Below are 13,892 nucleotides of genomic sequence, written 5' to 3'. Positions count from 1 at the left end.
GACACCCTGGGCCGGAACGGATCTCGGATTGACGGCCTCCCATGTCGACGGCGTCGCCGGGTGGACGATCGACGCGCTGATCGAACCGGGTCTGCGACGCAACCCCAAGCGCGCACACCTCTGGGTGTCGCGAGTGCTCGGCAAACACATCCCGGTGGCGCCGTCGACCATTATCCGCGCCGGCTCCGACCTCGCCGACCTGGTGGAACTGCCCGACGCGCAATCGGTGGTCGTGTTCGGGTTCGCCGAGACAGCAACGGGTCTGGGTCACATCGTGGCCCGACGCCTCGGCGCGGCGGTCTACCTGCACTCCACCCGACGCCCCGGCGCTCCCGGCGCCACGTGGGCGCGGTTCTCCGAAGGACATTCACACGCCACCGACCATCTCATCCAGCCGTCGTCACCGGAACTGGTGAGCAGCGGGGACACACTGGTGCTCGTCGACGACGAGATCTCCACCGGGGCCACCGCACTCGACGCGATCCGATCGCTGCACCAGCTCGCACCCCGGCGTCGCTACGTCGTGGCGGCCCTCGTCGACATGCGATCCGACGCCGACGTCGCGGGCTGCGACGCCGCCGCGGCTGCCGCCGATGTCACCGTCGAGTTCGTCAGTCTGGCGCGCGGGGTCGCGACCGTGCCCACCGACCTCGCCACCCGCGTCGCGGCTCTTCCCGACCCGCAACCCTCCGGTGCGCATCCGCGCGACACCGTCGACGACGGTGAGGTCGTCCGCATCGACGTCGCGTGGCCGCACCATGTCCCCGACGGCGGCCGACACGGATTCCTCTCCACCGACGAGCCGGCGTTCACCGCGCTCGTCGACGCCGCGGCGAACGCGCTCGCGCCCCACCTCGACCCGGGACGCCCGGTGGTCGTGATCGGGCACGAGGAACTGATGTACCTGCCGATGCGGATCGCGGCTGCGTTGGAGAGCCCCGGTCGAGTCGTGCTGTCGCAGACGACCACCCGCTCCCCGGCCCACGTGCGCGACGAGGACGGCTATCCGCTCCGGCACGGATTCGTCTTCACCGCGCCGGAGGTGCGCACGTCGCCGGATGCCCCGCTGCGGTATCTCTACAACGCGGCCGAGGCCGACCCCCGTACGCAGCGCGTGCTCATCGTCGACGCAGCCGCCGACACCGACGCCCTCGTCGCCGACGACTCGGTCGTCGCCGCGCTGACCGGGTCCGGGCGCGATCTGGTGCTGCTGGTCGTCGGGGACACCCGGTTCGGAACCCTGGCCGTCGCCCGGGGTGTCCGCCAATGAACGCGCCCACGCCGCTCTACGGGCCCGATTTCGGCAGCTACTCCCCCGACGAGGTCGCCTGGCTGCTCACCGACCTGTCCGACGTCGACCTCGAGGCCGACATCGAGATCCGCGAACGCGCGATCCAGGCCGGTACGGCGCACTACGCCGAGTCGCTGCCCATCGAGTTCCAGCCCGACGAGCGCTACCGGGCGCTGTTCGACACCGTGCTCGCCGAGACCGCCGGCACGTTGGCCGCAGCCGTCGCGGCCGTCACCGAACTGGTGATCGCCGAACGTGGCGAGAACGTGGTGTTGGCGTCACTGGCACGGGCGGGCACCCCGGTCGGCATCCTCATGCGTCGGTGGGCGCGATACCGGCACGGAATCGAACTCCCCCACTACGCGGTGTCGATCGTCCGCGATCGCGGCATCGACCGGACCGCGATGGACCACCTCGCCGCACACCACGACCCGGCGTCGGTGGTCTTCGTCGACGGCTGGACCGGCAAGGGTGCGATTGCCAGGGAACTGACCGCGGCATTGGACGAGACCGCGGCCGCCGGGGGACCACGATTCAACCCCGACCTCGCCGTCCTGGCCGATCCCGGGCACTGCGTCCGCACCTACGGCACCCGTGACGATTTCCTCATCGCCTCGGCCTGCCTGAACTCCACGGTGTCGGGTCTGGTGTCACGGACGGTCCTGAACGCAGATCTGATCGGCCCGAACGATTTTCACGGTGCGAAGTTCTACCGCGAACTGTCCGGCGCCGACGTCTCCAACCGCCTGCTCGACACGGTGTCCGCGGCCTTCGGCGACGTCGCGGGCGGTGTCGACGACACCGTTGCCGACCTCGTCGCCACCGATCGGACACCGACCTGGAGTGGGTGGCGATCGGTGGAGGACATCCGCGCTCGGTACGGCATCACCACGGCCAACTTCGTCAAGCCCGGCGTCGGTGAGACCACGCGCGTGCTGCTGCGCCGGGTCCCGTGGCGGATCCTGGTGCGGGACCCCGATGCCCCCGAACTGCACCACATCCACGCCCTCGCCGAGAGTCGGGGCGTGCCGGTGGAGGTCGTCGACGATCTGGCGTACTCGTGCATGGGGCTCATCAGGGAACTCGAGTGATCGAAAGGCAGCAATGACCGCGCTCGTCGCCACCGATCTCGATCGGACCCTCATCTACTCGACCGCCGCGGCCGAACTCGGCGTCGAGGCGGACGACTACGCGTGCGCGGCCACCCTGCGGTGCGTCGAGATCTACCAGGGCCGACCACAGTCGTTCATGTCGCACCGGGCGGTCGACCTGCTCGACGAACTCGACCACGTCGCGACCGTCGTCCCGGTGACCACCCGCAGCGTCGAACAGTTCCGGCGCGTCGAGCTGCCGTTCACCCCGGATCCGTCGCGTCCCCGATTCGCCGTGGCCGCGAACGGCGGCGAGATCCTCGTCGACGGGGTGCCCGACCCCGCGTGGCGAGCCGAGGTCGAGCGGCGGCTGGCCGCGGCGTGTGCCTCCGTGTCGGACGTGCACGACCACCTCGCCGCCGACGCCGACCCCGCCTGGCTGCGGTCGCTACGCATCGCCGACGGTCTGTTCTGCTACGCCGTCGTCGAACTGGACACGCTGCCGCCCGATCTGGTCGACCGATGGCGGGAATGGGCCCGACCGCGCGGATGGAACGTGTCCCGTCAGGGCCGCAAGATCTACGTGATGCCCGACCCGGTGACCAAGTCAGCGGCCGTCGCCGCGGTCCGGGAGCACTACGTCCCGCACCCCACCGACCGTCTGTTCGCCGCGGGTGACGGCGTACTGGACCGACCGCTGCTGATGTCGGCCGACCGGGCGATCCGACCCCGACACGGCGAATTGCAGGAACTCTCGTGGCACCATCCGACGTTGTCCGTTACGAGCGCTTCGGGCATCGCCGCAGCCGAGGAGATCCTGGATTGTCTGCTGATCTGGTCTCGCGAGACCGCGGTGGTCCCACGACCGTGAGCACGACCGACCTGAATACGAACACAACGACCGACTGAGGAACGTGACTGATGGCGACGACGCTGACCAAGGGACAGAACGGCCCCCTCGCAGGAACCGACGTGGAGATCTCGGTGGACCTGGCTGCGGCGGGTGATCTGTCCGCACTCCTCGTCACCGATTCCGGGAAGGTCCGCACCGACGCCGATTTCGTCTTCTTCAACCAGCCGTCCGGTCCCGGCGTCACTCTGACGACCGGTGCCGGCATCGGCACCCTGGCGCTGAGCCTGGGAGCGGTCCCGGCCGACATCGCCCAGATCCGCGCGATCATCACCCTGGAGAACGGCACATTCGGTCCGATCGCCGCACCCGTGGCCCACGTGCGCGTGGGTGGACAGAACGCCTACGACTACCCGATCGACGGGCTGTCCTCGGAGTCCATCGTGATCGCGATCGAGGTCTACCGGCGCGGGACCGACTGGAAGGTCCGCGCGGTCGGGCAGGGCTACGCCGGTGGTTTCGCCGCCCTGGTCACCGATCACGGTGTGTCGGTCGACGACGCGCCTGCCCCGACTCCCACGCCTGCCGCGACTCCCACACCCCCGCAGACTCCCCCGGCCGCGGCTCCGTCGTACCAACGGCCCGCACCGCAGGCGCCGCCCGCACCCACCCCGGCACCGAGCGCATCGTCGTGGCCGACGGCCTCGACCGGCGAGGTCAGCCTGAGCAAGGACCGCCCGGTCAGCCTCACCAAGGGTCAGCAGGTGTCGTTGAAGAAGGACGGTGGTGTCGCTCTGACCCGCATCACCATGGGGCTGGGCTGGGACCCGGTCGTGACCAAGAAGCGCGGACTGTTCGGCGGCGGCGGTGGATCGAACATCGACCTCGACGCCTCGGCCATGATGTTCGCAGGCAAGCAGCTCGCCGACCTCGCCTACTACGGTCAGCTCAAGAGCAAAGACGGCTCCATCCACCACGAGGGCGACAACCTGACCGGTGAGGGCGACGGCGACGACGAGGTCATCAACGTCGACCTGACCCGCATCCCGCCGAACATCACCCAGGTGCTGTTCATCGTCACCTCGTATCAGGGTCAGACGTTCGAGCAGGTGGACAACGCCTTCTGTCGGCTCATCGACCAGACCAACCGCGCCGAGCTCGCGCGCTACACACTCGCGGGCGGCATGCCGTTCACCGGGATCGTGATGGCCAAGGTGTTCCGCGAAGGGTCCGGCTGGAAGCTGCAGGCGATGGGCGAGGGCATGAACGCCCGCCATCCCGGCGAGGCCGCCAAGCAGGTCGACCGCTTCCTGTAACCGCTCTGACGCCGATCAGCGCAGTCGGTCGGCGTCGGCGGCCTGCTCGAGGAGTCGCCGACACAGTCCGGTCAGTTCGTCGTGCGATGCCTTCTCCGCCACGGCGGTGGCGACGTCCTCGGCCGCGCACCGCAGTTCGAACAGCCGGTCCACGAGCTGCTCCGCCTCTGCGGTGCTCAGGATGACCGCGTCGGCGGGGACCGAGGTCCCGCTGACCTGTGATCGTTGCTCGTATGCGCGCTGTCGGCAGGCCTGTTTGCAGTACTTGCGACGTCGACCGGTCTCGGAATCGACGATCGACCTGCCGCACCACGCGCACGCATACGGCCGTCGTCGGCGTGCGGACTCCATCGACGCAGGTTACCGCCGTCGCCGCGAGGCTCGACATGACCGGGCCGCGAACGTGGGATGACCACATCGCCCGACACGAGTAGCATGGACACGTTCTGGCTCGACAACGATCGGCAGCGCATGCCCTGAACAGGGAATCCGCCGGTCCCCACCCCGGACGCTCCGATGTGCGGGCGGGTACGACGAGCACACAGCAGAGAGGACACACCATGGCAGATCGTGTACTACGAGGAAGCCGTCTCGGCGCCGTCAGCTACGAGACCGATCGTGACCACGACCTCGCCCCGCGGCGGATCGTGCAGTACCGGACCGACAACGGCGAGCTCTTCGACGTCCCCTTCGCCGACGACGCGGAGATCCCGTCGAAGTGGCCGTGCAAGAACGGCATGGAGGGCACCATCCTCGAGGGCGCCGAGCCCGACGAGAAGAAGGTCAAGCCCCCGCGCACCCACTGGGACATGCTGCTGGAGCGTCGCAGCGAGTCCGAGCTGGAGGACCTGCTGACCGAGCGGCTCGACCTGCTCAAGCAGAAGCGTCGCGGCGTCAGCACCTAGAACTGGTCACAACCCCGAGGGGTCGGCACCGCGTGCATCGGATCATCGATGCACGCGGTGCCTTTTTCGTACCCTCAGCGCGTGCGGAGCCCGAGCCGGTCGAGTCGGTGGCGCATGCCCCATTCGGCGACCTTGAAGAACGCCTCACCGATCACGTCGCCGCTCATCTTGGACTCACCGATCTGGCGTTCGGTGAACGTGATCGGGACCTCGGAGACGATGAACCCGGCCTGGATCGACCGCCAGGCGAGATCGATCTGGAAGCAGTAACCGTGCGAGTCGATCGATCCGAGGTCGATCTTCTCGAGGATAGCGCGGCGGTAGGCCCGGTAGCCGGCGGTGATGTCGCGGATCTTCACCCCGAGCGCCAACCGTGAGTAGGTGTTGGCCCCCTGGGACAGGTATTTGCGCCGCTTGGGCCAGTTCACCAGGGATCCGCCTGCCACGTACCGCGACCCGATCACCAGGTCGGATCCGGCGTTGATCCCGTCGAGGAGTCGGTGGAGCTGCTCGGGGGCGTGTGATCCGTCGGCGTCCATCTCGACCAGGACGGCGTAGTCGCGCTCCAGACCCCACCCGAAACCGGCGATGTAGGCACCACCCAGGCCGCTCTTCTCGGCCCGGTGCATGACGTGGATGCGGTCGTCGGCGGCTGCCAATTCGTCGGCGAGTTCACCGGTGCCGTCGGGGCTGCCGTCGTCGACGACGAGGACGTGCGCCGATCCCAGCGCGGCGTGGAGGCGACCGATGATGAGCGGCAGGTTCTCGCGCTCGTCGTAGGTGGGGATGATGACGAGGGTGCCCTCGCCGGCGGGTCCCACCGGCTGCGACGGATCGCCGTCGGACCTGCCGAAGGCCTCAGGTCTCCGCGGTGCCATCGGTCTCCTTCGACTGGGTGGGCTGGGCTGCTGCGTTCTCGGATGTCGTCGGCGAGTCACGCAAACGTCGATCAAACCTAATACGTAGGGCGAGTGCGACCAAAAATCCGATCAGCGTGACGATGATCGCGATGACCTGAGGGATCGCACCGACCCGGGTGGCGAGCGTCTGCGTGGTGTGCAGAGGGATGCGCTCGACCAGCATCCCCGGTTCGAAGAACCCGGTCTGCGACACCAGGGAGCCGTCGGGGGCGACTATCGCGCTGATGCCGCTGGTCGCGGCGACCGCCACACTGCGGCCGTGTTCCACCGCCCGGACCTGCGACATCGCCAGCTGCTGATAGGTCATCTCGGTGCGACCGAAGGTGGCGTTGTTGGTGGGCACGTAGATCATCTGTGCGCCGTCACGCACGGCCGCCCGCGCCGAGCGGTCGAAGGCGACCTCCCAGCACGTCGACACCCCGATCGCCACCGTGGTGTCCGCGGCGGTGGGGACCTGCAGCACGCTGCTGCCGCTGCCCGGGCGGAAGTTGCCCGCCTGATCGGCGTACGAGGAGAACTTGCGGAAGAACGATCGCCACGGCAGGTACTCACCGAACGGTTGGATGATGTGCTTGTCGTAGCGCCCGATGGGGCCGTTCGACCCGTCCCACACCAGGACGGTGTTGGTGGGGCGGCCGTCGGGGTTCTCCACCAGGGTGCCGACCAGGATCGGGGCGCCGACCGCCCGGGAGGCGGCCGTGATCTCCGCGGACGCGTCGGAGTTGGCCAGCGGGTCGATGTCGGAGGCGTTCTCCGGCCAGAGCACCACGTCGGGTCGGGGTTGGCGCCCCGCGCGGATCTCGTCGGCGAGACGCAACGTCTCCCGGACGTGGTTGTCGAGCACCGCACGCCGTTGGGAGTTGAAGTCCAGTCCGAGCCGGGGCACGTTGCCCTGGATCGCCGCGATCGTGACGCTGTTGCCCGGGCGGTCGCCGATGTCGGTGGCGGCGTCGACCGACGGCCACATCGCCGCCGCGCAGATCGGGGCGACCAGGACGAGCGCGAGCGCTCCGGCGATCGCCGCGACGGGTCGCTGCGCGCGCGGGGATCGCACCGCGGTGATCACGAGCACGACCAGACCGGCGAGTGCCCCGCCCATCAGCGCCACCGCGAACGACAGGGTCGGCACGCCGCCGAGCGCGGCCACCGAGATCAACGGGCTGTTCACCTGTCCGAACGCGGCTGTACCCCAGGGGAATCCGCCGAACGGGAACGATGATCGCGCCCATTCGACGGTGACCCAGGACAGGGCGAACCACAGCGGCGCCACCGGCAGTCGCATGGTGACGGTGGCGACCACCCCGAACAGGACCAGGTAGATCGACAGCACGACCGACAGCGCAACCCACGGCAACGGCCCGACGTAGACACCGATCCACGGCAGCAGCGGCAACCAGAACGCGAGGCCGTAGACGAGCCCGCACCAGGCGCCGACCTTCACAGACGGGCTGCCGACCCCGAGTGCCCCGGCGAGCAGCGCCAGGGAGACGACGCCGAGGAACCACAGACTGCGGGGCGGGAACGAACCCCACATGGCGACACCACCGAGGACCGACACGACCGTCCGCGCGGCGACATGACTTCGCGTCACGTCTCGGACCGATGGGAGTCGGCTCACGCGGACGGCCCGGAGTAGATGACTTCTCCCCCGCGCACCGTGCGCAGGCACGTCGGGAGTTCGACACCCGGCGACACGTCAGGAAGCGCGGGGACCCGCGCCCGTGGATCGGTCGACCACCGCTGCACACGATCAGATGAGCCGGCGGTGACCAGGGAGTCGGCGCGCCAGATCGCGAAATCGGCCGGTGCTCCCGGGCTCAACGTGCCCAACGCGCTGTCGACGACACCCGAGGCCCGCCAGCCACCGCGGGTGCACGCGGCGAACGCGGCACGGGGCGACACGGCGCTGTCGGCGTTGTGGTGGTGGACCGCGGCTCGGATCTGCTGCCAGGGATCGATCGACGTGACCGGCGCGTCCGAGCTGAACGCCAGGGTCACGCCGGCCCGCGCCAGCGCGGCGAAGTTGTTCAGCGAGGTGCCGCGGCCGAGACCGAGACGCTGTTCGTACAGCTGGCCCGGGCCGCCCCACAGGGCGTCGAAGACCGGTTGCATGCTCGCGGTGACACCGGCGCCTGCCAACACCTGTGCGGCGGCGGCGTCGACCATCTCGGCGTGTTCGATGCGGTGTCCGCAGCGGGCGACCGCGGCGCTGCCGAACTCGGCGACCAACGTCGTGAAGGCGCGCACGACGCACGCGGTGGCGCCGTCGCCGATCAGGTGGAACCCGGCCTGGATCCCCGCCTCGGTGCAGGCGCGTAGATGCGCTAGCACGGTGTCCTCGTCGAGGTAGGTGACGCCGGTGTTCTCCGGGTCGTCGGAGTACGGATGGCACAGCCACGCGGTGTGTGAGCCGATGGCCCCGTCGATGAACAGGTCGCCGGCGAGACCGTCGGCACCGGTCGCGGCGATGAGGTTGCGCGCGTCGTCGGCCGTCGCGGCGGCCTGGCCCCAGTACCGCCGGACCCCGACGGGATGGTCGAGATCGGCGATCGAGGCGAAGTCGTTGAGGCCGCTGATGTCCGGGCCGCCGTTCTCGTGCACCGACACCACACCGTGGGCGGCGGCCTCGTCGAGCGCCCGGATCTGGGCCTGCTTGCGCTGGGTCGAGCTGAGCAGGCCGCGTGCGGCTCCCCGGACGAGGTGGTGGGCCTCGGCGGTGAGCGGCTGTTGGGGGTCGAATCCGGCGGCCTCGGCGGCGTGCCCGGCGATCACCCGGAGTGCCGAGGACGCCACCGCGGAGTGCTCGTCGATGCGGGCGAGGTACACCGGACGGTCGCCGACGATCGCGTCGACCTCGTCGGTGGTCGGGCTGCCGTGGTCGGCCCACGCCGAGTCGTCCCACCCCAGCCCCCAGATGAGGTCACCACGCGGTACGTCGGCGGCGTGCCTGCGCAGCCGGGCGAGGCAGTCCTCGCGGCTCGTCGCGTCGGACAGGTCCAACCCGCCCAACGACAACCCCGTGGAGGTCAGGTGGACGTGCGAGTCGACGAACGCCGGCGCGACGAATGCGCCGTCGAGGTCCTCGACCTGAGCGGTGGGATGCAGTGCGTGTCCGACGTGATCGGAACCGACCCAGGCGACGACGCCGTCGGTGACCGCGATGGCGGTGGAATCGGGCGTGGTCGAGGAGTGCACATGACCGCCGACGAAGAGTTGAGTTCCCACGACGGATCAGTCTGCCTTGTCAGTGCGTCGGGACCGTCGGCGGAGTCGGTGCCGCGGAACTCGTCTCGGGAGCTCAGTTGATCGAGCGCCACCCGGGAGCGGGAGCGGGCCCGCCCGGTTCGACCACCTCGCCGTCGACCACCGTGACCGGACGACCGGCCCGGGAGAACGTGTTCATCCGGGCGACGACCCGACGGGTGCCCATCGCGGCCACGAGTGGACGTGCGGCGGCGCGAACCGGGCTGAGCATCAACAGGATCCCCAGCAGGGTGGTGACGAGGCCGGGGATGAACAGCAGCAGGGTCGAGCCGGCCAACAGCGCGCTGTCGGCCAGCGGACGGGCGGTGTCGCCGGTTCCCTCGGCCGCGGTACGCAGTTCGGCGAACACCCGGGCACCGCGCCGTCGCAGCATGACGAACCCCACGACCACCGCGGCGAACGTCGCCAGCAGCGTCCACCAGAACCCGATGCCGTAGACCAGTCCGATGAACGCCCCGATCTCGACGAGCGGGTAAGCGGCGAATATCAGCAGTTTCATGGCCATCAGTCCTTGTCGGTCTCGTTGCGTTCACCGGGTCAACGAACGAGGTGCCCGAATTTCTCCCGAGGCCGGCCGACGGGACGGATCAGCCGCCCTCGATGTCGCCCTCGGTCTCGAGGAACACCTGCTGCAGCTGCGCGAGCAGTTCCGGTGACGGTTCGTGCCAGAGGTCGCGGCCCGCGGCCTCGAGAAGGCGTTCGGCGATGCCGTGCAGAGCCCAGGGGTTGGACTCGTTCATGAACTTGCGGTTCGTCTCGTCGAGTACGTAGGTCTCGGTGAGCTTCTCGTACATCCAGTCCTGCACCACGCCGGTGGTGGCGTCGTAGCCGAACAGGTAGTCCACGGTCGCCGCCATCTCGAAGGCGCCCTTGTATCCGTGGCGGCGCATCGCGTCGAGCCAGCGAGGGTTGATGACGCGGGCGCGGAACACGCGTGCCGTCTCCTCGGAAAGGGTGCGGGTGCGCACCGACTCCGGACGGGTGCTGTCGCCGATGTAGGCCTCGGGTGACTTCCCGGTCAGGGATCGCACCGTCGCGACCATGCCGCCGTGGTACTGGAAGTAGTCGTCGGAATCGGCGATGTCGTGCTCGCGGGTGTCGGTGTTCTTCGCCGCCACCGCGATTCGCCGGTACGCGGTGCGCATGTCGTCGGCCGCCGGGATCCCGTCGAGGCCACGTCCGTAGGCGAACCCACCCCACGTCGTGTAGACCTCGGCCAGGTCCTCGTCGCTGCGCCAGCTCTTGCTGTCGATCAGCTGCAGCAACCCGGCGCCGTACGAGCCGGGCTTGGACCCGAAGATGCGGGTGGTGGCGCGCCGTTCGTCGCCGTGGTCGGCGAGATCGGCCTGTGCGTGGGCGCGCACGAAGTTGGACTCGTACGGCTCGTCGAGATCGGCGACCAGCCGTACGGCGTCGTCGAGCATGGCGAGCACGTGCGGGAACGCGTCGCGGAAGAAGCCGCTGATGCGGACGGTCACGTCGATGCGCGGCCGACCGAGTTCCTCCAGGCCGATGGCCTCGAGTCGGACCACGCGCCGCGATCCCTCGTCCCACACCGGGAGGACGCCGAGCAGGGCGAACACCTCGGCGATGTCGTCGCCGGAGGTCCGCATCGCGCTGGTCCCCCAGATCGACAACCCCACCGACTGCGGGTACTCACCGTGGTCCTTCTGATAGCGCTCGATGAGCGATTCGGCCATCAGCTGACCCGTCTCCCACGCCAGACGCGACGGGATGGCCTTGGGGTCGACGGAGTAGAAGTTACGCCCGGTCGGCAGCACGTTGATCAGCCCGCGCAACGGGGAGCCGCTGGGGCCCGACGGGATGAACCCGCCGTTCAGCGCGTGGAGGATGCGGTCCACCTCGCCGTTGGTCTGACGCAGCCGCGGCACGACCTCAGTCGCCGCGAACTCGAGGATGCGGGCGACGGTCTCCCGCTGTTCGTCCACCGCGATGTCGGCGGTCACCGCGCCGACCGCGTCGACCGACCAGTCGTGCTCGGCCATCGCCGCGATCAGGCCGCGGGCGCGCACCTCGATCTCGTCGACGCGGTCGCGGACCTCGTCGCCGTCCTCGGACAGGCCGAGTGCCTCCCGCAGTCCGGGCACACTGCGCTCGCCGCCCCACATCTGCCGTGCGCGCAACATCGCGAGCACCATGTCGATCTCGGACTCGCCGGCGGGTGCCTCGCCCAGGATGTGCAGACCGTCGCGGATCTGGACGTCCTTGATCTCGCACAGCCATCCGTCGACGTGCAGCAGCATGTCGTCGAAGACCTCTTCGGCCGGTCGCTCCTCGAGACCGAGGTCGGTGTGCATCTGCGCGGCGGTCATCAGCGTCCAGATCTGCTGACGGATCGCGGGCAGCTTCACCGGGTCGAGGGTGGTGATGTTCGAGTGCTCGTCGAGCAACTGCTCGAGGCGGGTGATGTCGCCGTAGCTCTCGGCCCGGGCCATCGGCGGGATCAGGTGGTCGACGAGGGTGGCGTGCGCCCGGCGCTTGGCCTGCGTGCCCTCCCCCGGGTCGTTGACGAGGAACGGATAGATCAGCGGCAGGTCCCCGAGCGCGGCGTCGGTGCCGCACGACGCCGACATGGCAAGCGTCTTGCCGGGCAGCCACTCGAGGTTGCCGTGCTTGCCGATGTGCACGATCGCGTCGGCGCCGAATCCGCCCCGCTCCCGCGGCGCGGCGACCCAGCGGTACGCCGCGAGGTAGTGGTGGCTCGGCGGGAGGTTCGGGTCGTGATAGATCGCGATGGGGTTCTCGCCGAACCCGCGCGGCGGCTGGACCATCAGCAGCACGTTGGCGAACTGCAGTGCGGCGATGACGATCTCGCCGTCCGGATCCGACGAGCGGTCCACGTAGAGCTCACCGGGAGGCGGGCCCCAGTGGTCGACGACCTGCGCGCGGAAATCCTCGGGCAGGGTGTCGAACCATTCGCGGTACAGCGCCGCCGAGATGCGGATCGGGTTCCGTTCGAGCTGTTCTGCGGTCAGCCAGTCCGGATCCTGGCCGCCGGCCTCGATGAGAGCGTGGATGAGCGCGTCGCCGTCGCGGGCCGCGAGTCCGGGGATGGCGTGCTCCCCCTCCTCCGGTCCCATCTCGTACCCGGCGGCGCGCATCGCGGTGAGGATGCGGATGGTGCTGGCCGGGGTGTCCAGACCCACGGCGTTACCGATGCGGGCGTGCTTGGTGGGGTACGCCGAGAGCATCAGCACGACACGCTTGTCCGCGGGCTCGATGTGGCGCAGGCGCGCGTGCCGGGTGGCGATGCCAGCGACCCGGGCACAGCGCTCGAGGTCGGGGACGTAGGTGCTCAGACCGTCGGAGTCGATCTCCTTGAACGAGAACGGGACCGTGATGATGCGTCCGTCGAACTCGGGGACGGCGACCTGCGTCGCGACGTCCAGCGGGGTCATGCCGTCGTCGCCGTCGGCCCACGTCGCGCGGCTGCTCGTCAGGCACAGGCCCTGCAGGATCGGGACGTCGAGCGCGGCGAGCTCGGCGACGTTCCACGACTCGTCGTCGCCACCGGCGGTCGCCCCGGCCGGTTTGGTCCCGCCGGCCGCGAGGACCGTCACGACCATCGAGTCGGCCTGACGCAGAGCCTCGAGGAGTTCGGGCGGGGCCGAGCGCAACGACGCGCAGTAGATCGGGAGCGGTCGGGCGCCCGCGGTCTCGATGGCGTCGCACAGCGCGTGGATGTAGCCGGTGTTGCCGGAGAGGTGCTGGGCTCGGTAGTAGAGGACGGCGACGGTCGGACCGTCGTCGGTGTCGAGGGCGGGTCGGTCCAGGACGCCCCACGTCGGGGCGTGGAAGGGTGGATCGAAACCGTGCCCGGTGAGCAGCACCGTGTCGGACAGGAACCAGCTCAGTTGCAGCAGGTTCTCCGGTCCGCCCTCGGCGAAGTACGTGTGGGCCTGCGAGGCGACGTTCGCGGGCACCGTGGAGAGCTCCATCAGTGCGGCGTCGGGGGCCATCTCGCCGCCGAGCATCACCACGGGCAGCCCGGACCTCAGGACCGCGTCGACGCCGTTGTCCCACATCTGCCGGCCACCGAGGATGCGCACGATGACCAGGTCGACGCCGTCGAGCATCGTCGGGAGGTCCTCGGAGACCAGGATCCGGTTGCAGTTGGCGTAGCGGTAGTCGCCGCCGCTGGCACGCGCACTCGAGAGATCGGTGTCCGATGTGGACAGCAACAGGATCACGGGTGGTGCCTCCCTTGGGGTTTCGCGCCCCGGTGGTTCGGTGG

11 protein-coding genes are annotated in these 13,892 nt (G+C 69.5%); 5 read left to right on the top strand and 6 right to left on the bottom strand.

Features of this window, described 5'->3' with window-relative positions; translation table 11 throughout:
* Positions 1 to 28: 28 nt before the first annotated feature.
* From IEV93_RS21370 to IEV93_RS21355, 4 genes are read left to right on the top strand one after another with little or no spacing between them, the layout of a single operon-like run.
* The gene (locus IEV93_RS21370; protein WP_229705382.1) at positions 29 to 1,270 is read left to right on the top strand and encodes a phosphoribosyltransferase family protein; all 1,242 of its coding nucleotides are present in this window, start codon (positions 29 to 31) and stop codon (positions 1,268 to 1,270) included.
* Positions 1,267 to 2,382 (top strand): cysteine protease StiP family protein, encoded by a 1,116-nt coding sequence (locus IEV93_RS21365; protein ID WP_188492770.1) that lies wholly within the window; start codon positions 1,267 to 1,269, stop codon positions 2,380 to 2,382. Before IEV93_RS21370 ends, IEV93_RS21365 begins: the two co-directional genes overlap by 4 nt.
* A gap of 13 nt (positions 2,383 to 2,395) precedes the next feature.
* Entirely contained in the window at positions 2,396 to 3,253 is an 858-nt protein-coding gene (locus tag IEV93_RS21360; RefSeq protein ID WP_188492769.1) for an HAD family hydrolase, read from the top strand.
* A gap of 50 nt (positions 3,254 to 3,303) precedes the next feature.
* Positions 3,304 to 4,548 carry a TerD family protein gene (locus IEV93_RS21355; RefSeq protein WP_188492766.1) on the top strand — a complete coding sequence of 415 codons (1,245 nt, stop codon included), beginning with the start codon at positions 3,304 to 3,306 and terminating at the stop codon, positions 4,546 to 4,548.
* Positions 4,549 to 4,563: 15 nt separating this feature from the next.
* On the opposite strand, the gene IEV93_RS21350 is transcribed toward IEV93_RS21355, so the two are convergent.
* Positions 4,564 to 4,899: a hypothetical protein gene (locus IEV93_RS21350; RefSeq protein WP_188492764.1), complete on the bottom strand. Its 336-nt coding sequence runs from the start codon at positions 4,897 to 4,899 to the stop codon at positions 4,564 to 4,566.
* Positions 4,900 to 5,108: 209 nt separating this feature from the next.
* On the opposite strand from IEV93_RS21350, the gene IEV93_RS21345 reads away from it, so the two are divergent.
* Entirely contained in the window at positions 5,109 to 5,453 is a 345-nt protein-coding gene (locus tag IEV93_RS21345; protein WP_188492762.1) for an RNA polymerase-binding protein RbpA, read from the top strand.
* Positions 5,454 to 5,527: 74 nt separating this feature from the next.
* Here the strand turns inward: IEV93_RS21345 and IEV93_RS21340 are convergent, their stop codons facing one another.
* From IEV93_RS21340 to cobN, 5 genes are all read right to left on the bottom strand, one after another.
* Complete coding sequence (locus IEV93_RS21340) at positions 5,528 to 6,331, bottom strand: polyprenol monophosphomannose synthase (protein WP_188492760.1); 804 nt, start codon at positions 6,329 to 6,331, stop codon at positions 5,528 to 5,530.
* Positions 6,312 to 7,907: an apolipoprotein N-acyltransferase gene (gene lnt / locus IEV93_RS21335; protein WP_188493313.1), complete on the bottom strand. Its 1,596-nt coding sequence runs from the start codon at positions 7,905 to 7,907 to the stop codon at positions 6,312 to 6,314. Before lnt ends, IEV93_RS21340 begins: the two co-directional genes overlap by 20 nt.
* Before the next feature lie 80 nt (positions 7,908 to 7,987).
* The gene (locus tag IEV93_RS21330) at positions 7,988 to 9,598 is read right to left on the bottom strand and encodes an amidohydrolase (RefSeq protein ID WP_188492758.1); all 1,611 of its coding nucleotides are present in this window, start codon (positions 9,596 to 9,598) and stop codon (positions 7,988 to 7,990) included.
* Positions 9,599 to 9,671: 73 nt separating this feature from the next.
* Positions 9,672 to 10,136, bottom strand: coding sequence for an FxsA family protein (locus IEV93_RS21325; RefSeq protein ID WP_188492756.1), 465 nt, complete (start codon positions 10,134 to 10,136; stop codon positions 9,672 to 9,674).
* An 88-nt stretch (positions 10,137 to 10,224) separates the two neighbouring features.
* Positions 10,225 to 13,848, bottom strand: a complete 3,624-nt coding sequence (gene cobN / locus IEV93_RS21320; protein WP_188492754.1) for a cobaltochelatase subunit CobN — start codon at positions 13,846 to 13,848, stop codon at positions 10,225 to 10,227.
* Positions 13,849 to 13,892 lie beyond the last annotated feature (44 nt).

The sequence above is a fragment of the Williamsia phyllosphaerae genome, assembly GCF_014635305.1.
GTDB classification, from domain to species: domain Bacteria; phylum Actinomycetota; class Actinomycetes; order Mycobacteriales; family Mycobacteriaceae; genus Williamsia_A; species Williamsia_A phyllosphaerae.
The sequence above is the reverse complement of the archived record's forward strand: the minus strand, read 5'-3'. Positions and strand labels throughout refer to the sequence as shown.